Below are 22,696 nucleotides of genomic sequence, written 5' to 3'. Positions count from 1 at the left end.
CTCCCATTTCCCAAAGAATCCTTTTATTTCAATTTTTATAATGTTTCAAGAAAACGCATGAATGCTTCTCTTCCCTCGGTCGTACATTTGTATACTCCTGCATCTTCCAGAACATGGGTAAATACGATTCCAATCTCTTTCTGAAGAATGCCATGGATGTTTTCTTTTGTGATTTCCGAATATTTCGGAAGAAACTTCTTAACCCACTCTGCATGTTTCTCAATCTGTTCATTTGAAGAAATATCTTTGCCTTCGAGAATATACTCTTCCAAAAGTTCCATCTCACCTTTTAATCTGGCCGGAAGAACTGCAAGTCCCATAACTTCGATCAGACCGATATTTTCTTTCTTAATATGATGATATTCTGCATGCGGATGGTACACTCCCAGCGGATGTTCTTCTGTTGTGATGTTGTTCCTTAATGTCAGATCCAGTTCGTAGGTATCACCTACTTTACGTGCAATTGGTGTAATTGTATTATGTGGTTCTCCATTGGTCTCAGCATAAATAAATGCTTTTTCATCGGTATAGCCTCTCCATACTTCCAGCACATGTGTTGCCAGATCTACCAAACGGTTGAAATCTTTATGTCGAATACGAAGCACAGATAATGGCCATTTTACAATTCCAGCCTCTACATCTTCAAATCCCGGAAGTACCACGTGCTGCTCAATTGGTGCTTTTGCCATTGCAAATGTATAATGTCCACCCTGGAAATGATCATGGCTTAGGATCGAACCACCTACGATCGGCAGGTCTGCATTAGATCCAAGGAAATAATGCGGAAACAGTTTTACAAAATCAAACAGTTTAATGAATGCATTTCTCTCGATTTTCATTGGAGTATGCTGGCAGTTAAACACAATGCAATGCTCATTGTAATACACATACGGAGAATACTGGAATCCCCAAGGAGTATCATTGATTGTGATCGGAATAATTCTGTGGTTCTGCCTTGCCGGATGATTAACACGTCCCGCATATCCTTCATTTTCCGGGCAAAGAAGACATTTCGGATAACTTCCGGATTTTACATTCCTTGCCGCGGCAATTGCTTTTGGATCTTTTTCCGGTTTGGACAAATTGATGGTAATATCAATCTCACCGTATGGACTGTCTACCTTCCACTTTTGATCCTTCTCTACACGATACCTGCGGATATAATTGCTGTCCTGACTCAGCTTATAAAAATAATCAGTAGCTTTCTTCGGGCTTTCTGCATATTTGTCCCAGAATTCTTTTTGTACCTGACCCGGACGTGGCATCAGACAGTTCATCAATCTGGTATCAAATAAATCCCGGTATACAATACTGTCCTCAATCAGACCTCTTTTTACGGCTTCATCCAGCAATTCGTCCAATGTTTCTTCAAGATTAACAGGTTCCTCAATGTTGTCCGGTTTTTCATAATCATCTTCATGAAAAACATCCAGCAGAAGATTTGTTGTGTAGTTTCTTTCACATTCCGGTGTCAGACCTGTTGTAATCCCATACTGTACCAGTTTTGCAATGCTTTCACTTAACATTTTTCTTCCTCCTGTGCTTCACTTTTAAATTTATATTTTTGGTAGCATATATACCGATTTCCCTGATAAGTCAGCATACCTCGATCACCTTTTTCCAGTTCACGAAAATCTCCCTGTTGTATTTGAAATTCCATCAAACTTCCATCCGTCATCTCAAACACAACACGAAACCAAGGTACATGTGCTTCAGACTGCATATGGATATAGATTCCTTGCTTCTTTTCAACTACAGTCGCATCAACAGATTCAACTGCCGCACTGCTGTTATTGCCAAAGCTTAACAACATTTTGGTAAATACAAACATCATGATTATGAGTGCTGCTATACAGATTATAAATGCCATCCTATTTCTCCATTCCAGATATTTCATCCTGGGTCTGACTTAAATATTGTTCACGATAAAGATTCTGATATTCCCTTGACATTACTTTATATCTTTCACGAGATACCCGGTTAAATGTCCTTTGGCTTTCAAATCCTGCATCCAGGCAAATGTCTGTGATGCTCTTATCAGTACATTCCAATTAATCTCCTGCAAGTTTTGTCTACTTTTTCTTCCCATTTGGCAAGTAATATACGTCTTCTGATATTATAATGTGCTTGTAAGATAAAGAAAGGAGGAAAACGAAATGAAAAGATTTAAAGCATACGTCAACTACCTCATGAACTTCTATGCCAACTACTTCAGAATTTACCGCTATATGTAAAGGACATTCCTGCCATCACAGGAATGTCCAATACGGAAACCCAGTTTCAATGGTTTCCCTTATTATACTCTAATTTAGTTGCATTTGTACATGAACAGGATTCTCGAAAACATAGACAAAATTGAACAGAATTATGAAAATACTCTTACCAAGTTTTTTGATTTGTAAACCACTTATTAGCAGACGGATCCGCCAATGCTGAAAACGGATAGGCCGTTTTCCTTTCAGCTTTCAATTTGTCCAATTAATAATCTCTGAATTTTCATACATCTGATGGATTTGCATTTTTCATCCTCAGCATTCTTTGAAGCTGCTCTTCTGTAAATCACAGATCGTGCAGTATTTTTCCGAAATATAGAGGCTAGATATCAGACCGCTTCATTGCAATTATAAACTGTTGATTTACCAAGATTATTTACATATACGGTAATCAAGTCGCCTTTCTTAAGATCCGGCTTTTCCCATATCAAACGGCTTTTGTGATAATACACTTTATCATGATATGTAAAACTATATAAAATCCTGTATGGAATCTGTCTTCTATATCTTGTGTATTTTTGCAAATATACTTTTTCTACCAAGCCCTTCACTTTTGTACCATTTTCGATTAATTGTAAATGTAATTTATCAAGTTTTGCAGTATAAATTCCAAGAGCAGCACTTATTATACACAAAAGCACTCCCGCTATAGAAAACACTGTTCCCAACATGTCTGGATTCTGAATGCCTGAGTTTACTGCTGGTTTTAATATCCCAAGAAAACTTAAGACACCGGAAACAAGAAAGAATATTCCTATCCAAAAGAAGATAACTCTCAATAAATCTTCTGTATAGTTAAGTTTTTTCATATTTATTTTCTCCACAAGCATTCCATCAAAATTTTTTATCCTGTTTCAATCATATCTAATTTTACTTCAATTTAGTTAAATCCTCTAAATACATTTCTGTATGTCCACACTCTGGACAGACTGCAACTTTAACATCATCTATAGTTGTCGTTTTTTGTTTTTCATCTACATCTACAACGATCCCATAGCCACCGCCATTAACTTTAAGTCTTAAATCCGCTCTCATGACTGTTCCACACTTTTCACATTTTCTCATTGCTGTCCTCCAAATATATGTTTCGCTTTCCTATTTTTCTTACTATATAATAGCAGACAAAATATTAACCACTGAATGATCTACCGTTCATACGATGCAATGATTTCCTTACTATCCGCTATTTTATAATCAAGCGTTTCCAAATTACCAATCAAATCAAATGTCATATCCGCATTAACTTGCAATTCATCTTCAATCTTAACTGCAGACGGCTCAACTTTTAGAAATACTGTTAATCCATAAGGCTTCGTTTCAGACTGTATCTGTATGCTATCATAAGAATATCCTTCCTGATACTCTTGCCCACTTACAATATTTATAACATTCGAAGAATCTCCTACATAATCTGTCTTGTACTGTGACAGGTTAGGAATCTCGTACAGTTCTTCTTTTCTGCCACATGCAGAAAGCAATATTGCTGATACCGTAAATAAAATAATTGGAATTACTTTTTTCATCATGAACCAGCTCCTCTTCACACTTTGATATAAAACAGCCTGCCCAATGAACCAGAAACTGCCATATATTTGCTTCTTTATTTATAAGCAAGTCTTCTGACCGCAAAGGCTGATATTTACAGTAACAATGCTCCTCTTTCATCATTTTATACAGGTTCTACTGTTTTTTACGATATTTTGCGCGTTCCCTTTTTAGTCCTTGTTTTCGCTACTCAAGTAGTCATTTAAACAAACGAAGCATAAATCATAAAAATTTCTGCGATCAATATAATTCCTAAAACACAATCAATCATCAGGTTATATTGACCAACTGTTAGCCAAGTCTTCGAATGCATCAGAACATACTTTATACTTTTTATACCACTCAAGATTGTAACAGTCAGAAGGAGTATCGGCATTAAAAAAATTTCTATCTTATTGCCAAAGTCATCTGCGACTCCATTCCCAGCAAAGTGAACGGGAATAATCTCCGGTAAGAAAAAGAAGCTTATTATTGCAATCGCAATGCCAGCGATGCAAATTCCCCATGTTAATTTCCTGCTGCTTATACCATCCATAACAGTGCCTCATCTGGAACGATATCTAGTAAATATGTTTCCTTAGAAGAAATTTTTTCAAGAAGTTTTTCCAGTAAATTTTCTTCCTTACCTTCTGCTATTGGCAGAAGTTCCTTATACAAAACCGTAGGAATTCCAATAGAATACTTTTCTTCCTCATATACGAGAGAGCCAAATGTCCAGTCTTCCTGTTCCTCTGGGCCTAATTCCACGATCAACTCAACAATCTGCAAATAATGACACATTTGTAGGAAACTTAAATTAACTTTTATCCGGCCTTCCTCGCCCTCTGGATCTTTTTCTATTATCTCTATTTTATCCTTTCCCGTTACGGTCATTACAATTTAAAGAATTGAAAATCTCAATATTCGTAAGAAACAATAATCTTTCTGCAGAAATCACAATTATAGGCAGCTATGCGGTCTCCAGATATCCTTGCTGCCAACTCTGGATCCGTATTTAACCGCAAACTCTCAGAGCCTTCTTTCCACTCCAGTCCTGCCCCTGCACCAACCGCATGCAACTGACCCTTGCGCATTTTTCCTTCACAATATGGACATCTCATATTCACGTCATCTCCTTTAAGTAGTTAAAGTTCCTCTTGTTACCGAGTATTATCCTGTTCCTGGATAGCTTGTATATCTTCTTTCGCATATAATTTTTGCCTAAATGTTCTTTTCTATTTTTTCTCGTTTCATACGTTCTTTCATCAATAAAACAAATTGAAAGGTCCATATTACACACGCTGCAAAACACCCGATTCCACTGTATAATAAATCTATGGCTGCACCGACTACAAATGGCAGTGCCATCCACATCATCCGATTTCCATATACTCTGCACATTTCTTTTTCATCATACTGTTTTCGTTCTTCCTTAGATTTCATATTATAGCCAGACAAAAATGCAGCGGCCTTTCCATTTGATTTTACAAAGCAGATTCCGAATAAAAACATAATCACTGCCATTCCCAAATCAAAGATAACACAGATTATCATTGCAGACACCTCACTTCCCGCTCTGGCTATCAAATAAAAAAAGCCAAACACAACAGTAAAACTTATTATGTTTGGCTAGGTCAACTTGTTATTTTTTTATCACTTCTTATGGTTGTATTATACTATATATTTCTCTATAGTAAAACAATTTTTTATATTATTTTTTATTTTAATATTATATTTCTACTATCATCAATTTTTCAGATATTTCCAACGCATAAACAATGCTATTAGCTACAATATTTCCGGAAAATTCATCATAGGTCTGTGTTGCCACAAAGAAACGGCGGCTTTTTTTCTTTTACCGTCATGCGGCAGATAACCAATTCATTCTATTTTGAACTTCTTTTATGCTACCTGATGTCTGCAATAGGAATGAATTGCCAAGAATATAAACACAAATAATTCAATTCCTGCCGAAAGCAAAATAATCTGCGGTGTCCAGAAACTCATTCCACCGATATTCAGATAATTGAAATCTGCAAGCTGAGAAAGGAAAATGTTCTTCAAATCAATTCCGGCAGATGGAAGTATGGTAGAGAGCCATGTTGCTCCCATCGCCACATAAGCAAAAAGCGGCATGAGAAGAACTACAATAGAGATCAGCAAAACTGTCAATGTGTCTTTACATTTTGCAGACAGGAACAACGTACAGCTAACCGTTGCTAATACAGAAAGTAAGCCCACTGCTGCGAGAATTATCTGTAACTGCCCCAGATTGATGTTTGGCAGGTTAATGATAGAGTATCGCATCTGAAACGATGTTTTTAAGCAATCCGTCCCGAACGCTGCATGAAAAAGTATGCGCTGATTCCCTCTGCCACACTGCATATTGCTGTCATAATAAAATACTGTTCTTTAAGGTCCATCAGATGATATATATCATCTTCTGTCGCCTGTAGTCTCAAGGGCATCCATCCTTTCCGTCATGCCACGCTTATTTTATCCGGGGATTTCTTTTTTTCCTCTCGGCTTTTTATATAGTCTGTACATTCCCGGATGGTCTGTTCACACAGGTAATAAGAAAATTTCCCGATATGTGTGTCCTTTTCCCGGAGATTCAAACGGTTCTGAAGCCAGATATATGTGCTGTGTTTGGTCATATAACCATTTTTCCAGATTGCATCCAAAGCTCTGTGTGCTTCGATCCGCTTATTACGCAGATTGCTGTCAGCCATGGTTCCCATGGGACGCATACTTTTTTTGTGTGCCCCAATGTATGAATCACAGGAAGGATAGCCGCTGCATACATACAGGTATTTCTCCGGATCCAGGTTGTTATCCCCATAGACATAGGCTGCCGGCCTAAGTACCCCGGGTCTTTTGCAATATGGACAGTACAAGGTTTCCCGCATCTGTTTTTTCTTCTTTTTTGCCATCTGACGTCACTCCTTTCCATCTTTATCTCCGATGTTAAAGAAATCCCTTTTTCTGTGTCAACAGAATTCTTTGAAAATCATAAAAACATTTTCAGGAAGCTCTTTTGATAAGCCTTGTGATAATGCCTTCTGCCACTTCATAGTTGTCGTTGATGCGGGTCACCACAAATCCGATCTTATCTTTCTTTCCCGGAAGTGCGGACATATTGCAGGAATGTGCCACGGCATTGACTCCGATATCAAGGCGGATAAAATAGGTTCCCTTATAGACTTCCGTAATGATCCCTGTATATTTTCCCTGTTTATGGCATTTCCGGAGGTTATCTTTATTGATATTGGCTGTCGGACTCTTTGCATCCACTTCTATAATGATCTGGTCAACAGAGCTTGCTTCCACCTTATTGACCATGACCAGCACCAGATCACCTACCTGGAATTTTTCTCCGGCATCTACCATCCACTCCCAGGCCATGTCTCTGGCCCGGACAGATACTTCTACACCAAAGACTTCCAGGCGGACTGCTTTGGGAGCTACCGCGATCACCCTTGCTTCTACGATCCTGCCTTCATAGAGCATTGGTTTTTCTGTATCTTCCCCAAGGTAAAAAGTCTGTCTCTTTTTAAGCATTGCATCTTTTCTGGATGCTACAACGCTCCGGCTCTTGTTATCCAGATCTTTGATGATGAAATCAATATCACAGCCGAGCATGTTGTTAGCAATACGGACCTGACGGTTTAAGGTATCCGCGTTTTCACGCCCGTCTCCCTGAAGGTTGATCGTCATTTCATTCATTGGGATAATGATCCGGAAACCATTAAAGTATGTAACAGCAACCATCCATCCACTCTCCAGTTTTTCAATGCCCCTAAGCTGGCCCGTCAGGATCTTTCTGGTACGATGTGCATTCAAAAGCTGATGCCATCTGGCTTCTTCCTGTTCCTCCATGCTTTCAACCTGCGCGTCTACATCGATTGTCAAAACACCATCGTAGACCGCACGCGGAACATCTTTTTCCCCGTTTCCCGCCAAAACTGTTTTTCTGGTATCCTCCATATACTTCCTCCTGTTCTTATTTATTTTTGTCTTCTCTGCTCCATCCAGAAAACTCCTTTTCCTCCGGTACTCAGGAAAGACAAAAGAAGACACAAAAAAAACAGCCCGTTTAAAGCTGCTTTCTTCATGCCTTCTTTTTACAGATACCATTCTATAATACATGGAATTCTATGTCAATATTACCTCGATTGCAATAGTGTCGCATATTAGTTCCTTTTATGAAGCCTGTACGACAGAAGGATTTGGTAACACTAAGAACTGCCAGATTCCTGTGTCCTTATAGAAAATTCCATCTCATATGTAATTGTTTCATTATATAGTGTTTATTTCTTCCTCTTAATCGTCCCCAATAAGACAACCGACCTTCTTGTACATTTTTAAACTATAGATATTACGGAACAGTTGCAGTAGATATATATTTTTTCAAATAGCTGAAGGATAATACCTGATTATCTGTTATTTATATACATAATACATATTGAATTTTAGTAAAACTAGAGGATACATAAAAATGCCATTAACCAAAGAACAATTTCTTAAACAATTAAATTCTGATTGTTATTTCTCCACATACTCTTCTGCCATATGTACTGCCATAGCACCATCTGCCACTGCTGTTACTATCTGACGAAGTAACTTTGTTCTGACATCTCCTACAGCATAAACACCCGGAATACTCGTTTCAGTGTTTTCACCTGCCACAATATATCCTTTATTATCCAGTTCTATCTGATTATCTAAAAAATCTGTTGTCGGTTTTCTTCCTATACTCACAAACAGGCCGTCACATTCTATAATGTTTTCTTCTCCTGTAACTGTATCTTTCAACCGCACACCAGTCAATCGTTCTCCATAAATCAGTTCATTTACTGTATTGTTCCATCGAAACTCTATATTTTCAGTTTTCATCAGCTGGTCATGGTAGATTTTCGTTGCACGTAATGTATCTCTTCGATGAACAATGATGACTTTCTTAGCAATTCGACTTAAAAGAACAGCATCTGATACAGCAGAATTTCCACCACCAACAACCACCACGATCTTATCTTTATAAAACATACCATCACAGGAGGCACAATAAGCAACCCCATGACCTATCAATTCTTTTTCTTTAGCAAGGCCAAGTTCTCTTGGATTTGCTCCAGTAGCAATCACTACTGTTTTCCCAATATAAATTCCCGAACTAGTTTCTACTCTCTTAAGCTTTCCTGTTAAATCCATATTATAAACTTCAGCATATTCACTTTTAGCATCAAATTTTTCCGCCTGTTTTTGCATTTTCTCTGCCAATGAAAATCCGTCAATTCCATTTTCAAAACCAGGATAGTTATCAATCTGCCAGGTCAATGACATCTGACCACCTGCAGATAATTTTTCTATAACAATTGTATCAAGTCCTGCTCTGGCTGCGTATAATGCTGAAGTATACCCTCCAGGTCCTCCCCCTACGATAATCATATCGTAAACATGATTTTCATTCATACAGCAGTCCTCCTTTTATTTTTCCAATGCTTCATTAATAAAATTCTCTATCATTATTTTTGATTCAGGTGCAACAATAGAATCTATTGCCTTTCCATTTCGATATAAAACCAGCGTAGGAATCACCTCAATCTTTTCAGCTTCTGCAATCTGCGGTTCTTCATCAATATTTACTTTTCCAGCAACAAGAATATCGCTGTATTCTTCACTTATTTTTTCATAAGCTGCTCCAATTCTACGGCAATAACCACACCACGGTGCCCAGAAATCAACCAAAACCGGTTTTTCCTTATGAATTAATTGTCCAAACTTTTCTTTATTTATATTTATAGATGTCATATTTTTCAACTCCTTCTCCTATTTGAACTTAATATACCCCAAATAAGTGCTTGCTTCCGTGATGATATCACAGAAAAGTTGATTTACTTTATTACGCTTTTTTACTTCTATTTACAGCATATGTCAGTTATATAATTGACTCTTCTCAATAAATTAAGTATACTCTCATCTTTGACAGTTACAAAAAGATGGGAGTATTATACGTTCAATTCATTATTTTCGGCAAGTAAGAAATAATCAATATGAGAATCACATAACACAAAAGGATGTACTGCGGTAACTTCTACATTACCTTGGCACATCCTTTCGTACTATTATTTTTTGCTATTCTTCTTAATGGCAGCTGTGGCTTCCACATCCATGCTCACCACATGTATGTCCTTCCCCGTGGTTGTGCTCATGGTGAGAACATTTCACATCCGGATTATACTCAAGTGTTTCATTGATAAAAGCTTCTACTGCTTCATCTGCATCTCCGGAAACTCCTCCGAAAAGCTTGATGCCTGCTGCCGCTAACGCTGTCTGTGCGCCGCCTCCGATTCCGCCACAAATCAAAACATCTGCATTCAATGCATTAAGAACTCCTGCCAATGCGCCATGTCCGCTTCCATTCGTATCTACTATTTCTGAATGTACTACTTTTCCTTCCTCTACATCGTAAATCTTAAATGTCTCTGTGTGTCCAAAGTGCTGGAAAATCTGTCCATTTTCATATGTTACTGCTATTCTCATAATACCTTCTCCTTTTTCTGCTGCATATTTTTTGTAAATTTCCTGTTTGTAACATCCTCCAAAGCTGCAGTTGCCGCTCTGACCGTCACAGATTCTGAAATCCCCGCCCTCAATTCTGAGCGGATGTCCGTCAATAAGTGCATCTGCTATTTTCTTCCGGGCAATCTCGTAAATCCGCTGGACCGTCGTTCTTGCGATCTGCATAGATACTGCACACTGCTCCTGACTATAACCTTTCTTGTCCAAAAGACGGATTGTCTCGTACTCATCTACCGTCAGAACAATGGGTGTTTTTTTCTCCGTATCATCTGCCGGAAGAAATTCTAAAACATTGGGGAAATGGCAGACTTTTCTGCATTTTACTGGTCTCGGCATAAACTGCTCCTTTCTCGCTTTTCTTATATAATAGCCCTATAAAAGACATATGTCAATAACGTTTTTGACATATGCCTTTTATGAATCACCTTATAGTATTACTTCTTTTCATTATTTTTTAATTTACAGATACCCTGCGTCATTGTTCCCATTGGACAAAATGTACACCAGGTTCGTGGCTTATATAACACCATTACAATCAACCCTAACAACAAAGATGTAAGCATCAAACTATAAAATCCAAAACTAAACTGTGCCACCCAATCAGCTACTGTTCCGGCAGTGTATGTCCATCCCCACGGAACACGGAAGGTCCAGAATAATTTGATGGCTTCACGTAAGGATGATGCTCCGGCACCAACTAAATATGTCTGAAATACCATATTCCCAAACATTGTAACTGATCCCTTTCTTTCTGCAATCGATCATGTTGTGCTTGCAGTTGATCTATTTGTATTTTAATTTCACTCATCTTTTCTTTCTGTCTCCGCATAAGCATCATCAAATATACAACTACAAATACAAATAATAGTATTATGTACAGCATAAACTTCTCCTCACGACACATATATTTCGACGGTTTTCCGCAAATCAACTATTGATAATGGCATAGAAAGAACAGTTAGTTTTCCTGAATTCTTTTTAATCTCAACAGCATCAGGATTGCCTGTGATTAAAATTACAGGTGTTGTCCTGTCCGCACGCCATGGCTGATTCGGTTGGCTCGTCATATCTTCGGTAACAATCCAAAGATCCGGCTTATGTCTGCCTAATTTTGTTTTAGCACTTTCCGGTGTATAAAACAGCATGATCTGATCTGAAATAAACTGCAATGTTTCTTTTAATCCTTTTGCATAACGTTCACTGCCACAGACTAGTGCAATAATAGAAGCAGCTTTCTTTTTTTGTGTTACCTGAACAAAATCCAAAACTGGTGTATTATAGAGACTAAAGTCTTTTTCCAAATGAACTTTATCATAATAACTCTTTGCTGCCTTGCACATCCTCAGACAAAACTGTTCTATGTCTATATGAACATCGTTTCCGTTCTCCTGTATGTTCATACTGTCCAACTGACAAACTGACATTCCACAGTTTAGTCCAAGATGAAAGCGTATATTATTTTCATCATTCAAAAATCCTTTATTTTGATGAAGATATTCACATCGAAGCTGCCAACAGCGTTCTCCGCAAATATATGGCTTTTCACCAGATTGAGATAGTTTAAAGTAGTCCCCTGCATATTCATCAAACCAGCGAATATACTGGGTTCCCACATCACGGGTCGGATTCTTTTGCCGATCCAGCATAACCCGGCCATCTCGATAATGTTTAACAATTTCCGGGAAAGCAATACCTCCACAAATATCTGGCAAAGTCAATGCCAATGCCAGTGCAGACTGCCATCGTCCATCTACAATATTCAGTTCTACTTCTTCAATTCGGTCCAAAAATGTAAAACTGACATCTCCCTGCATTATTTATCCCTCCCTCATATTTACAACCGTCATGTACTATAGTCAGTATATTTTTATTTATGGCATATGTCAATTATTTAATTGACGCATCTTAAAAAAGCAAGTATACTATGTTCGTAAAGGAGATGACTGCTATGAGCTTCGAAAATTATTTTCCACTATGGAATGACTTAAATACAGCACAGAAAAAACTAATTTCAGACAATTTAATCACACGGGATGTAAAAAAAGGAACGATCATTCACAATGGAAACCTGGACTGTACTGGATTATTACTGGTTAAATCCGGGCAGCTTCGAACTTACATACTTTCAGATGAAGGACGGGAGATTACACTTTACCGTCTGTTCGATATGGATATGTGTCTTTTATCCGCCTCATGTATCATGCGGTCTATTCAATTTGAAGTAACCATTGAAGCAGAAAAAGATACGGATCTTTGGATCATCCCTGCTGAAATCTATAAGGGCATCATGAAAGAATCTGCTCCTGTCGCAAACTATACCAATGAGTTAATGGCTACCCGTTTTTCTGATGTCATGTGGCTGATTGAACAGATTATGTGGAAGAGTTTGGATAAGCGTGTTGCTTCATTTCTTTTAGAAGAAACATCCATTGAAGGAACAAATGAACTGAAAATCACTCACGAAACTATCGCAAACCATCTTGGTTCCCACAGGGAAGTTATCACTCGAATGCTTCGATACTTTCAAGGCGAAGGACTCGTCAGACTCTCTCGCGGCAAAATAGCAATCCTTGATTCGAAAAGACTGGAAACACTACAAAGATCATAAAACGTTTTTTTCTCTAAAGAATCCTCCATTTATCAGAATTATGAAAGTCATTCTAATAAATGGGGGATCTTTTTATACTACAATCAAACTATAAAAATATTTTATTTATTTCTAATAATCCATACCACATGCATATGATCTTTCAATCAGTGCATGGTCATTAGCCACTGCATCATAAAAGCGGAATCCACCTGAAAAGTTGTATGTTTCATATCCATTTCCTTCCAAAATACGGCTTGCAATATAACTGCGTAGTCCACTCTGGCATATCAGGTAAACGGGCTTTCCCTTCTCAATTTCATTGATACGTTCCCTTAGTTCATCTACAGGAATGTTTTTGAATCCATCCATATGCCCCCTGTTAAATTCACCTACAGTTCTCACATCCAGCAACACAACACTTTTATCTCTAGAAATCTTATCCATATCTTCCAGATGCCATTGTTTTAAGGTACCTTTTGCTATATTGTCTATCATGAATCCTGCCATATTTACAGGATCCTTGGCAGAGGAATAAGGCGGTGCATATGCGAGATCCAAATCCTTCAGCTGGGTTGCCTTCAGCCCTGCATGAATTGCTGTTGCCAGCACATCAATACGTTTATCAACTCCTTCATATCCAATAATCTGAGCACCAAGCAAACGATAGGTCTCTTTTTCAAAAACCACCTTCATGGTCATCACTTTTCCACCAGGATAGTAACCGGCATGACTCATAGGAGAAAGAATTACTGTATCTACCTCTAATCCTGACTTTTTGGCATTGGTTTCATTGATACCTGTAGTGGCTGCTGTCATATCAAACACTTTTATAACGGAGCTTCCCTGACTGCCCAGGTAACGACTATCACCGCCACAAATATTATCAGCGATGATTCTGCCCTGTTTATTGGCTGGTCCTGCCAAAGAAATCAGCGCATCATTACCCGTAACATAATGTTTTACCTGAACTGCATCACCTGCAGCATAAATATCCGGTACAGAGGTTTCCATTCTGTCATTCACTACAATACTTTCCTTGATGCCAAGTTCCAGACCGGCTTCTTTTGCTAATACTGTGTCTGGTGTGACTCCGATTGCCAGAACTACCATATCAGCCTGAAGGGATGGATTATCTTTCAACAGGACCTCCACTCCGGTGTCTTTTTCTTTAAATCCTTCTACTGTATAGCCCAGTACCAGTTTTATCCCATGTTTTCTCATTTCATTATGGATCATGGATGCCATATCCGGGTCAAAAGGGTTCATCAGCTGCTTAGGCCGCTGGACAATCGTAACATCCATGCCAAGCTCCCTCAAATTTTCTGCCAGTTCCAGACCAATAAAACCACCACCTGCCAATACAGCCGATTTTGGATGATTCTTATTTATATATTCCTTTATCCGAAAAGTGTCTTCTACAGTACGAAGTGTAAAAAGTTTATCAATACCTACTCCGGGAAGTCTCGGCTGTGTTGGCTTTGCACCTGGAGAGAGGATCAGCTTATCATATTTTTCTTCAAATATCTCACCATTCTCTAAATTTTTCACTGAAACCGTTTTACGTTCCGGATGTATGGAGATAACTTCATGATGAATTTTCATGTTAATACGGAAGCGTTTAAAAAAACTCTCTGGTGTCTGTAGTGTAAGTTCTTCCGGGTCTGTGATCACGTCTCCAATATAATATGGAAGTCCACAATTTGCATAGGATATGTATCCGGATCTTTCAAACACAGTAATTTCAGCATGTTCATTCAGTCTGCGTATTCTTGCTGCGGCTGTAGCTCCTCCGGCTACACCTCCTACAATTATTACCTTCATCTTATTTTTCCACCTTTCCTGAGTAAGCTACAATGCCACCGATATTATTTACTTTAGAATATCCCATTCGTTGCAGTATCCCAGTTGCCTGGCGGCTTCGTGAACCGGAATAACAGTATACAAACAGTGGGATATCCTTATTCTTCGCTACAGAAGCAATATTGTCAAGTTGCTGCAACGGCACATTTTTACTTTCTGGTATATGTCCTTCCTGATATTCCTGCGGTGTACGTACATCCAGCAGAACTGCATCATCAGTCCTTTTATATTCTTCTATGCCTTGATTAATATTCGACTGTTTAAAGAGATCAAAAAATCCCATTAGCACACCCCCCCCCTAAAGCATTTCTAAAATCGCATTCTTAGGTCTCGCCCCTGAAACCTGCTGTACAATCTTCCCATTCTTCATAACCACTAAAGTTGGAATGCTCATAATACTGAACTTATTTGCCAGTTCAGGCTCTTCATCTACATTAATCTTTCCAACTTTAATATCTCTACGCTCACTTGCAATCTCCTCTACAATAGGTACTACCATACGGCAAGGCGCACACCAAGATGCCCAAAAATCTAAAAGAACGGGTTTATCGGAATTCAGTACTTCGTTCTGAAAATTATTTTTATTGATATTAATAGCAGACATTTTACAGTCCTCCTTATCTTTCTCTTTTTGTAGATTTATTATAGTCTTAATTTCATTTATTTTCCGTGATTACATCACCATACCTCATTAACTTAACTTCTTGCCATACCATCTACACTTAATATAACACCTGTAATGTAACTCGCCTCATCTGAAGCAAGAAACACAAACGCGTTGGCAATATCTTCTGGCTGTCCAAGACGACGCAATGGAATTCTTTCAATCATAGGTTCGATAACTTCCTTTGGCACGGCCTTCATCATATCAGTTTCTGTAATCCCAGGTGCAACAGCATTAACACGAATACCTTTAGGTCCTAGTTCTCTTGCTAATGATACAGTCAATCCGTTTACTGCAAACTTCGATGCCGGATAAGCAAACCCACTTGGCTGTCCCGAAATACTCACCATGGAAGAAGTTGAGAGAATGACCCCCTTGCCTCTTGCCACCATACATTCTGCTGCTACACGAGTAGTATTAAATACTCCTTTTACATTTAGATCCATGACTTTATCAAAAGTCTCCTCTGTATAATCCATAAATGAGGTGTTTTCTGAAATCCCTGCATTATTTACCAGTATGTCGACACATCCATATTTTTCAGTTGCCTCTTTAAAAGCCTTTCTGACAGACTCCATGCTTGCCAGATTTGGACTAATTCCAGCAACTATTGCATTGGGATATTTTTCTTTTAATTTATCTACAGCAACATCTGCCGATTCCTGTGAACTTGCTGCCAACACAACTGAAGCACCTTCCTTCAAGAATTTATCAGCTGTAGCAAATCCTATACCACGGCTTCCACCCGTAATGATTGCAACTTTATCTTTTAATCTCATTTAGACTACCTCCTTACTTAGTTTCTAACTACATTATAAGCAAAAGGTAGATTATTTTCTGTGATATCATCACAAAATATCGCAATAAAAAACCCTGTTGCTCACGCACCAGGGTTTTGGTTTATCCATCTGTATTTAACACAAGATTAGGCTTCTATTCAACTTCTGAAAACTGATCTTTTCCAACATTACATAATGGGCATTCAAAATCTTCTGGAACATCCTCCCACTTTGTTCCTGGTGCAATACCACCTTCAGGATAACCTTCCTCTTCATCATATTCCCATCCGCAAACGTCACATACATATTTCATTAGTTTATTCCTCCTTATAAATATATTAATACACAGCATATATTACTGTTGTATCTGAATTATTTTGTAATCTTAGCACGAAAGTCAAGTGTTTTTAGCATTTCCAGAGTCCATGAAGATTGCAGTATGCGTATACTTCTTCTACATATTCTCCATCACAGAGGCAGAAATCCGCAATAGGTTCCTGTCCTGGAATTAGCTGTTTTCTATAAATACCCTGATTTGTATTTAGTGTAATCCATTCAATGAAATGATTATCAAGCATTGGATGTTTTATTTCACCGACCACAACATGTACATGCTGTTTGTCCACTGTATATACAGGTACATGCTTCTCAACAGCAGCATCTGTCACTCCAGCTTTTAACTCATGCATAGCCTCTCCGCAACACATTACTGGTACGCCTTGATCCTTTAACATTTCAATAATGTTTCCACAATGATTGCATACATAATATTTTACTTCCATCTTTTTTATCTTCCTATGTTTAAAATTTAAAATCCAATTGTTTCTATAACTTTCTTCAAAGCATCCGTCGATTCTTAAACTTTAATGCTTCTTTACCAACCGATGCAGAACCAACAAAGCCACAGCCTATCATTACTGCTTTTTTTAATAATCACTTTCTTCTTTGTAATAATCTCCTTCTCTTTAATAGTTCTCTTCACGTATTTCGAAATAACTCTGTGGATGGTTACATACTGGACATATCTCAGGTGCCTTTGTTCCTACCACAACATGTCCACAGTTACGGCATTCCCATACCTTAACTTCACTCTTTTCAAACACCTGTGCAGTTTCAATATTCTTAAGAAGTGCACGATATCTCTCTTCGTGGTGCATCTCAATCTGTTTATTGTCAATAAATAATAGTAATAATTACTATTATTATAATAATCAATATTACTGATTACCTTTTATTTAAAATAATCATTCAATCATCATTTTTTCCGTTCAAAAACATATTCTGCATCTGATGATAAATCAGAGCGGAATGAATAGCCTAGTCTATCAAATTTCTTAATATCCTCAGGATTTTCAATTCTGTTTTCAGCCATGAACCTAACCATTTCACCACGGGCCATCTTAGCATATGTACCTTTTGTCACCAGTTTATCTCCTGATAACTCACAAAATGTAATCGTAATGTATCTATCCTGTCGTGTCAGATATTTTTCTATGCACTTAGAGTATTCTTTCGATGCCAGATTGATTATAATCCTGCTGTTATCAATCACTGAGCGGTATAATAAATCTCCCCAGTACTCATACAGATTTTTTGTTTCTCCTATTCCAACCTTCGCCTGCATTTCCAAACGATAAGGTGTCACACCATCCCTTGGTTTTAGCACACCATAAAATGCAGATATTATTCTCAAATGATTTTGTACATACTCGAATTGACTGTCCTCAAACACGGATGGAGCCATATATTGAAAAGCAATTCCTTCATATGATAAGACAGCTGGGGTAAGTAAATGATAAAGATCCATGTTTTCCAATCTATTGAAGTTCTGTTCTGTAATTTTGTCATTACATTTCCAGATAGTCTTCAGTTCTTCTTTTGACTTACTTTTCAACCAACTTTGTATCTCTGTCGTCTTTTCAATAAATTCAGGCAATCCATCCGGCGCTATGCTGTCAGTATCTGTAATCATCTTTTTAGCAGGGGATAATATTATCTTCATTAATCTAATTCCTTGAGCATATTTTCAGGATCATCTGCAGCCTTGACTTTATCATTTGCCTTTATAATAATCCCCTGTTCATCAATAAGATATGTGGTTCTTACTACTCCCATAGAGACTTTGCCATAATTTTTCTTTTCTTTCCATACATCATATGCTTCAATAACTTTCCGCTCTGGATCTGCTAAAAGTGTAAATGTCAATCCATATTTTTCCTCAAATCTCTTATGAGAGGATACAGAATCCTTACTGACTCCAAGAATAACTGCTCCTTTTTCGGTAAACTGAGGGTATCGCTCAGAAAACCCACATGCCTGTTTCGTGCATCCCGCTGTATTATCCTTGGGATAGAAATATAAAATCACTTTTTTTCCTGTATAATCCGATAATCTATGTATTTTCCCATTTTGATCTGGCAACTCAAAATCCGGTGCCTTAACCCCTACTTCCAACATTATTTATCCCTCCCTTTCTGTATCTTTCTCTTTATTCGCCTTTTTCTTCCTATTCCCGGTAATCATTTTATGACCTGTATATATCGCCATTACCATACATAACATAGAACTTAAAGCAAAGTATTTGTGACTTGATTTTTGCTTTTTATATCCAGTGTAAAAAGTCCCAAGCATTGTGATCAATGCTCCTACTGACCAATATTTATGTGCTTTCATGTAATTCCTCCATTTTTTCAGTGTATTCAATTCTAATTATACGCTACCATATTCCTATGTCAATTTGATAATAGAGCATTCCTATAAATTTTTTCAAAATATCATTGTCAAAACTATGTATTGTTATCCTTTAATTTTTCTTTGAAATAATTGACAAAAAGCTTGCTTTCAGGAGATTACTATTTAATCTCTTTTCCATCTATATATAGTTGAAATTTATCAGGATTATTGACAACATCATAGTCCTTTCCGTATTCTACAGGTCTATATTCGGCTGTCATTACCGATTCCCCGTCTTCAATATCCTCTTTCCATAAATAGATGTTCATATCAATGCTCGTCGCATATCCTCTGTCTGTGGAGAATTTTGTCGAATGAAAAGAGACTTTACAACTTAAAATTGGATAAAAAGGACAAAAAAAAGAAGAGCTGCTTGCTCTTCCCATATAGTAGTAGTAAAATAATATGTCATGCCAGCGCAATATATTACCTAGAATATCGCTATAACAGGAAAGGGGCTGCATTGTGACAGCCCCTAATTTACTTCATCACGTTGTCTACATTCTGAGTGAACTCGTTCCCTGGTTTATTTTAGCATCGGTCTGGATTTTGTTTCATAAAGATAAATTTTGCCACAGAGCGGTCGTATGTTTTAATGTGTCCAAACAGCCAGTCGATTACATTTTTCTGTACAAGTTCACTGAACCGATCTGTTGGTCCTTCATACTCCTGAAGGTATTCATACAGTTCTTGAATTGTCTTTTTAAACTCTTCATGTTTTTCATAATGTTTTTCACGCTCTGGATAACCGGATTTTTCCTGAAGCTTTTCCTCTTCTTTGAAATGAAAGTCAGTATATTCATCCAGATAATCCAGCATTTTGATTGCTTTTACTTTGCTGTCGCCATTTTGACAGGCAGTTACAAAGTTCTGGATACGGTCAATCAATTCTTTGTGCTGTGTATCGATTGTTTTATTTCCTGTTACTAAATTGTCATCAAAGGTAATGTTTAAATCGTAAGTCATAATTTGACCTCCATTTCTTTTATATGTTCTCTTAGGCTCTTTTAATGTCTGGCAGTTTCGTACCTGCATTTTCTGCTTAGTCTTCTACAGGAACGAAAACATCTTTTCCTAATCCGCAGATTGGGCATGTCCAGTCATCTGGAATATCCTCAAATGCAGTTTCTGGAGCGATACCGGCGTCTGGATCTCCTACTGCCGGATCATAAATATATCCACATGGTTCACATTCATATTTTTTCATAGTCATTTTCCATTTTCAATGTCGATTTATTTTTGTTACCAAGTTCCTAGCAATTTTTCTAACACTTTGTTTCTTGTATATCTGTATTATACATGATAATTATTCTTTTGTCAATAATAGTAATTATTATTATTTTTGCACTTAGCATAAACTGATATTTGAATTGCACATTTACATATTGTATATATCATGGGAATAGTTGAATAAAAAAATGAACTCTATTCATTAAAGACAGAGTTGCTGGAAATTATTTCTCTCCAACAACTTTCTTCGTCTTTAAGTCCTTGAAACACAATACTGTCCCATCAGGTTCATCCAACTGTTATATTTATTCTTTTCACACACCTTTCGACAAATTTCATTTTCCATCAATACACAGAACATCTTATCATAATCAAATGCCCAAACAGCACCATTCACATGGTTTTCCACTGCTTTCTGATCTATGTACTTTAAACGTGTGACCATTTTTTCAATTTCTCCATTTCTCAAGTTACCGATATTTTTGCAGATAAACCGAAAGAAATTCAACGTTGCATATTCGTCATGCCAATGGAACTCTTCTGGATTGTTTTTAATTTTACTGGCTCGCTGCTGTTCTTTGATTATTTGATCAGCTACACCTTTCATCGAATCTTCGTATCTCATATTACTCACCTACTCTTCCTCAACACCCAGTGACGGTTTAAATCTTTTATCCTTTGCCTGCGGTACCACGATCTCGTAAAAATAAAATCCTAAATATCCAAGTGCCTGCTTCTTCATTTTATAAAAAGAAGTCCTGCCTATTCCTAGCTCCTGCTGTACTTCCACATCTGTCTTATTATAATGACTGCAAAAACAGGAATGAAGGATTTCACTGAGCATCACACCATTCGGTGCATAGAACTTCACCAGTGTCATTCCACGATAGATCATATCAGACAAGCCATAAATGATCATCAGGTTATTCATTTCCCGGTGCATCTTTGGCACATTCAGCTGATTGTTATAAATGCTCAAATAACTCAATGCATATGCCATATCTTCATTGATTTTCTCCTGGCACTCCATATCCAGTTCTTCCAATACAACTGGTTTTCTAAAATCAGTTTCTGGTAGCTTGTCATCAGTTCTTTAATATCAGTATAATGTCTTAATCCTGTGCATGACTTGCCATATGGAAGGTAATTTCTTTCACTGATTTAATTGCATAATCTCTGTCTGTCATCAGTTTCAAAATCTCCTTATCATCATCACACTAACTGGCGGTCTTTCAGACCAGTTCGCTTTCCCCATGATTTTGATGGGAAGCAATTACTTACTACAACTTGCAGAAGCGGATATCCAAAAGGCATTGTGGGAGCTGCCTTTGCTGACCGAAATCCATCTTCTTATGTAAAACCTGCAGGAATATAAAGGGAAAGTGACTATCCCTGCCGATTAATAATCCAAATAATATCGTCTATACCAATCTCTCCTTATTTTTCAAAGCATCTGTAAAATCGTTTTCTATCATTTGGTTATAAAGTCTCTTCTGCGCCAGTTCATCTGTATAATACGCATAGTCATGATTATAATCTTCCATAACTGTTTCTGCCGCCATAGATGCATAATCATATATGGTAGCTATTGAAAGATTCTTATCTATATTTTTGTAAATACCATATTTAATCTTTATTCCTTTAATCGGAGCATTCTCTACAAACTCATTAATAACATTGTCCATTCTCCGATGATCCAGCTCACAATCATCACTTAATAAGCAGAGAAAAGATGCTTTTTCTTTTCTCACCGGTGCTGCTCAAGTTCATAATGCCTAACTCATCTAATCTTATATCTGAATCCTCACTTGCAAACGCAAACACTATTTTTTCGAATGTATCTGCATTTCCAATTCTTGCACATTTCATACGATAACGCAAAATATCATTACCATTTTTTATCCTGTAATGTATTGTGAACTGTGAGACCAGTTGCAGTTGTTTGCATATATTATTAAAATCCGTAGCAACCAGCATTTTATTTCTGTCTTCTTCAAATACATTGGTCTCTATATACTTTTGTATTACGGTTTCATATGTTTTCTTCTCGTTCATTAATTCATCTAACTCTGTGTTTTCATTTAGATGTCTATAAATCTGAATGTACTGATCTTGACGATTTACGCAATATATACTACTAAACTCATTCCCCAAAATGTTAATAATATCCGTAATCAGCATTTTTCCCCTTACTCTTCATTTACATATCATTTTATTGTAATCCCTTGATCTTTTTCAAAGATACTTTCGCTGTTGTTCCAAAGTTTCCATGTCTCTCTTTCTTTAAAATACAACGAAAAGTGAACTCTTATGTACTTGAAGAATCTGAAATACGATTCCTCCCTGTAAATATCAATCTGTTCCACAAAGCAAGTGACATGCTCCCACCACTTAAATCTTACGATTTTGAAGTGGGGGCTTCCTGCTCGATTACCCTTTAGGGCAAAGCTAAAACAGGCTATCC

The 22,696-nt window shown here is 37.3% G+C and carries 34 protein-coding genes and 3 pseudogenes; 1 reads left to right on the top strand and 36 read right to left on the bottom strand.

The window, feature by feature from the left end; translation table 11 throughout:
- Positions 1 to 35 precede the first annotated feature (35 nt).
- The 18 genes and pseudogenes from galT to EAI83_RS00935 all read right to left on the bottom strand — a co-directional run bounded on the left by galT (position 36) and on the right by EAI83_RS00935 (position 12,190).
- On the bottom strand, positions 36 to 1,526 hold the full coding sequence (gene galT / locus EAI83_RS01015; protein ID WP_015524999.1) for a UDP-glucose--hexose-1-phosphate uridylyltransferase: 1,491 nt from the start codon (positions 1,524 to 1,526) through the stop codon (positions 36 to 38).
- Entirely contained in the window at positions 1,520 to 1,870 is a 351-nt protein-coding gene (locus EAI83_RS01010) for a DUF2500 domain-containing protein (protein WP_015524998.1), read from the bottom strand. The genes galT and EAI83_RS01010 overlap by 7 nt, the downstream gene beginning before the upstream one ends.
- 1 nt (position 1,871) lies before the next feature.
- Positions 1,872 to 2,051 carry an AraC family transcriptional regulator gene (locus EAI83_RS17975; protein ID WP_278960182.1) on the bottom strand — a complete coding sequence of 60 codons (180 nt, stop codon included), beginning with the start codon at positions 2,049 to 2,051 and terminating at the stop codon, positions 1,872 to 1,874.
- Between the two features lie 551 nt (positions 2,052 to 2,602).
- Complete coding sequence (locus tag EAI83_RS01005; protein WP_015524997.1) at positions 2,603 to 3,082, bottom strand: hypothetical protein; 480 nt, start codon at positions 3,080 to 3,082, stop codon at positions 2,603 to 2,605.
- 61 nt (positions 3,083 to 3,143) lie between these two features.
- Positions 3,144 to 3,338 (bottom strand): zinc ribbon domain-containing protein, encoded by a 195-nt coding sequence (locus tag EAI83_RS01000; protein WP_055056113.1) that lies wholly within the window; start codon positions 3,336 to 3,338, stop codon positions 3,144 to 3,146.
- Between the two features lie 80 nt (positions 3,339 to 3,418).
- Positions 3,419 to 3,799 (bottom strand): DUF4825 domain-containing protein, encoded by a 381-nt coding sequence (locus EAI83_RS00995; RefSeq protein WP_092072171.1) that lies wholly within the window; start codon positions 3,797 to 3,799, stop codon positions 3,419 to 3,421.
- 221 nt (positions 3,800 to 4,020) lie between these two features.
- Positions 4,021 to 4,353 (bottom strand): DUF1648 domain-containing protein, encoded by a 333-nt coding sequence (locus tag EAI83_RS00990; RefSeq protein WP_015524994.1) that lies wholly within the window; start codon positions 4,351 to 4,353, stop codon positions 4,021 to 4,023.
- Entirely contained in the window at positions 4,341 to 4,571 is a 231-nt protein-coding gene (locus tag EAI83_RS00985; protein ID WP_129974476.1) for a hypothetical protein, read from the bottom strand. The genes EAI83_RS00990 and EAI83_RS00985 overlap by 13 nt, the downstream gene beginning before the upstream one ends.
- A 143-nt stretch (positions 4,572 to 4,714) precedes the next feature.
- Complete coding sequence (locus EAI83_RS17970) at positions 4,715 to 4,918, bottom strand: PF20097 family protein (protein WP_015524992.1); 204 nt, start codon at positions 4,916 to 4,918, stop codon at positions 4,715 to 4,717.
- Between the two features lie 100 nt (positions 4,919 to 5,018).
- Positions 5,019 to 5,384 carry a DUF3784 domain-containing protein gene (locus tag EAI83_RS00980; RefSeq protein WP_243148916.1) on the bottom strand — a complete coding sequence of 122 codons (366 nt, stop codon included), beginning with the start codon at positions 5,382 to 5,384 and terminating at the stop codon, positions 5,019 to 5,021.
- A 315-nt stretch (positions 5,385 to 5,699) separates the two neighbouring features.
- Positions 5,700 to 6,104: a hypothetical protein gene (locus tag EAI83_RS00975; protein WP_173775444.1), complete on the bottom strand. Its 405-nt coding sequence runs from the start codon at positions 6,102 to 6,104 to the stop codon at positions 5,700 to 5,702.
- A 173-nt stretch (positions 6,105 to 6,277) separates the two neighbouring features.
- Positions 6,278 to 6,730: a zinc-finger-containing protein gene (locus tag EAI83_RS00970; protein WP_055066318.1), complete on the bottom strand. Its 453-nt coding sequence runs from the start codon at positions 6,728 to 6,730 to the stop codon at positions 6,278 to 6,280.
- A 91-nt stretch (positions 6,731 to 6,821) separates the two neighbouring features.
- Positions 6,822 to 7,784 (bottom strand): S1 RNA-binding domain-containing protein, encoded by a 963-nt coding sequence (locus tag EAI83_RS00965; RefSeq protein ID WP_243113431.1) that lies wholly within the window; start codon positions 7,782 to 7,784, stop codon positions 6,822 to 6,824.
- 558 nt (positions 7,785 to 8,342) lie between these two features.
- Entirely contained in the window at positions 8,343 to 9,266 is a 924-nt protein-coding gene (gene trxB / locus EAI83_RS00960; RefSeq protein WP_015524990.1) for a thioredoxin-disulfide reductase, read from the bottom strand.
- A gap of 15 nt (positions 9,267 to 9,281) precedes the next feature.
- Positions 9,282 to 9,605: a thioredoxin family protein gene (locus tag EAI83_RS00955; protein WP_015524989.1), complete on the bottom strand. Its 324-nt coding sequence runs from the start codon at positions 9,603 to 9,605 to the stop codon at positions 9,282 to 9,284.
- A gap of 333 nt (positions 9,606 to 9,938) precedes the next feature.
- Positions 9,939 to 10,712, bottom strand: coding sequence for a NifB/NifX family molybdenum-iron cluster-binding protein (locus EAI83_RS00950; protein ID WP_015524988.1), 774 nt, complete (start codon positions 10,710 to 10,712; stop codon positions 9,939 to 9,941).
- Positions 10,713 to 10,810: 98 nt separating this feature from the next.
- A pseudogene (locus EAI83_RS17965) lies at positions 10,811 to 11,113 on the bottom strand (4Fe-4S binding protein); the annotation flags it as partial.
- A gap of 156 nt (positions 11,114 to 11,269) precedes the next feature.
- Entirely contained in the window at positions 11,270 to 12,190 is a 921-nt protein-coding gene (locus tag EAI83_RS00935; RefSeq protein WP_015524986.1) for a hypothetical protein, read from the bottom strand.
- 134 nt (positions 12,191 to 12,324) lie between these two features.
- Between EAI83_RS00935 and EAI83_RS00930 the strand changes: the two genes are divergently transcribed.
- Positions 12,325 to 12,984: a Crp/Fnr family transcriptional regulator gene (locus EAI83_RS00930; protein WP_226844672.1), complete on the top strand. Its 660-nt coding sequence runs from the start codon at positions 12,325 to 12,327 to the stop codon at positions 12,982 to 12,984.
- 111 nt (positions 12,985 to 13,095) lie between these two features.
- Here the strand turns inward: EAI83_RS00930 and EAI83_RS00925 are convergent, their stop codons facing one another.
- The 18 genes and pseudogenes from EAI83_RS00925 to EAI83_RS17400 form a co-directional block, all read right to left on the bottom strand.
- Positions 13,096 to 14,787 (bottom strand): FAD-dependent oxidoreductase, encoded by a 1,692-nt coding sequence (locus EAI83_RS00925; RefSeq protein WP_092072197.1) that lies wholly within the window; start codon positions 14,785 to 14,787, stop codon positions 13,096 to 13,098.
- Position 14,788: 1 nt separating this feature from the next.
- Complete coding sequence (locus EAI83_RS00920) at positions 14,789 to 15,109, bottom strand: rhodanese-like domain-containing protein (protein ID WP_015524982.1); 321 nt, start codon at positions 15,107 to 15,109, stop codon at positions 14,789 to 14,791.
- 15 nt (positions 15,110 to 15,124) lie between these two features.
- Positions 15,125 to 15,430, bottom strand: a complete 306-nt coding sequence (gene trxA / locus EAI83_RS00915) for a thioredoxin (protein WP_005421612.1) — start codon at positions 15,428 to 15,430, stop codon at positions 15,125 to 15,127.
- A 92-nt stretch (positions 15,431 to 15,522) separates the two neighbouring features.
- On the bottom strand, positions 15,523 to 16,269 hold the full coding sequence (locus EAI83_RS00910; RefSeq protein ID WP_005421611.1) for an SDR family NAD(P)-dependent oxidoreductase: 747 nt from the start codon (positions 16,267 to 16,269) through the stop codon (positions 15,523 to 15,525).
- 154 nt (positions 16,270 to 16,423) lie between these two features.
- On the bottom strand, positions 16,424 to 16,582 hold the full coding sequence (locus tag EAI83_RS00905) for a rubredoxin (protein WP_005339874.1): 159 nt from the start codon (positions 16,580 to 16,582) through the stop codon (positions 16,424 to 16,426).
- A 94-nt stretch (positions 16,583 to 16,676) separates the two neighbouring features.
- A complete protein-coding gene (locus tag EAI83_RS00900) occupies positions 16,677 to 17,051 on the bottom strand; it encodes a desulfoferrodoxin family protein (protein ID WP_015524981.1) in 375 nt (124 codons plus the stop codon).
- Between the two features lie 183 nt (positions 17,052 to 17,234).
- Positions 17,235 to 17,435, bottom strand: a pseudogene (locus EAI83_RS00895) (rubrerythrin family protein); the annotation flags it as partial.
- Positions 17,436 to 17,524: 89 nt separating this feature from the next.
- On the bottom strand, positions 17,525 to 18,271 hold the full coding sequence (yaaA, locus tag EAI83_RS00890; RefSeq protein ID WP_005421606.1) for a peroxide stress protein YaaA: 747 nt from the start codon (positions 18,269 to 18,271) through the stop codon (positions 17,525 to 17,527).
- Entirely contained in the window at positions 18,271 to 18,726 is a 456-nt protein-coding gene (bcp, locus tag EAI83_RS00885) for a thioredoxin-dependent thiol peroxidase (RefSeq protein ID WP_005421605.1), read from the bottom strand. The genes yaaA and bcp overlap by 1 nt, the downstream gene beginning before the upstream one ends.
- 3 nt (positions 18,727 to 18,729) lie before the next feature.
- Positions 18,730 to 18,942, bottom strand: a complete 213-nt coding sequence (locus tag EAI83_RS00880; protein WP_005421604.1) for a DUF6219 family protein — start codon at positions 18,940 to 18,942, stop codon at positions 18,730 to 18,732.
- A 179-nt stretch (positions 18,943 to 19,121) separates the two neighbouring features.
- Positions 19,122 to 19,271, bottom strand: coding sequence for a hypothetical protein (locus tag EAI83_RS17130; protein WP_015524977.1), 150 nt, complete (start codon positions 19,269 to 19,271; stop codon positions 19,122 to 19,124).
- A gap of 262 nt (positions 19,272 to 19,533) precedes the next feature.
- On the bottom strand, positions 19,534 to 19,968 hold the full coding sequence (locus tag EAI83_RS00875; RefSeq protein WP_015524976.1) for a bacteriohemerythrin: 435 nt from the start codon (positions 19,966 to 19,968) through the stop codon (positions 19,534 to 19,536).
- A 76-nt stretch (positions 19,969 to 20,044) separates the two neighbouring features.
- Positions 20,045 to 20,209, bottom strand: coding sequence for a rubredoxin (gene rd, locus EAI83_RS00870; RefSeq protein ID WP_015524975.1), 165 nt, complete (start codon positions 20,207 to 20,209; stop codon positions 20,045 to 20,047).
- Between the two features lie 276 nt (positions 20,210 to 20,485).
- Positions 20,486 to 20,857, bottom strand: coding sequence for a hypothetical protein (locus tag EAI83_RS00865; protein ID WP_059086885.1), 372 nt, complete (start codon positions 20,855 to 20,857; stop codon positions 20,486 to 20,488).
- Between the two features lie 9 nt (positions 20,858 to 20,866).
- On the bottom strand, positions 20,867 to 21,262 hold the full coding sequence (locus tag EAI83_RS00860; RefSeq protein ID WP_015524973.1) for a hypothetical protein: 396 nt from the start codon (positions 21,260 to 21,262) through the stop codon (positions 20,867 to 20,869).
- A gap of 391 nt (positions 21,263 to 21,653) precedes the next feature.
- The gene (locus EAI83_RS00855; protein ID WP_015524971.1) at positions 21,654 to 21,917 is read right to left on the bottom strand and encodes a hypothetical protein; all 264 of its coding nucleotides are present in this window, start codon (positions 21,915 to 21,917) and stop codon (positions 21,654 to 21,656) included.
- 25 nt (positions 21,918 to 21,942) lie between these two features.
- The gene (locus EAI83_RS00850; protein WP_015524970.1) at positions 21,943 to 22,413 is read right to left on the bottom strand and encodes a hypothetical protein; all 471 of its coding nucleotides are present in this window, start codon (positions 22,411 to 22,413) and stop codon (positions 21,943 to 21,945) included.
- Between the two features lie 26 nt (positions 22,414 to 22,439).
- A pseudogene (locus EAI83_RS17400) lies at positions 22,440 to 22,696 on the bottom strand (hypothetical protein); the annotation flags it as partial.

Source organism: Blautia sp. aa_0143, assembly GCF_004167315.1.
Lineage (GTDB): Bacteria > Bacillota > Clostridia > Lachnospirales > Lachnospiraceae > Blautia_A > Blautia_A fusiformis.
The sequence above is the reverse complement of the archived record's forward strand: the minus strand, read 5'-3'. Positions and strand labels throughout refer to the sequence as shown.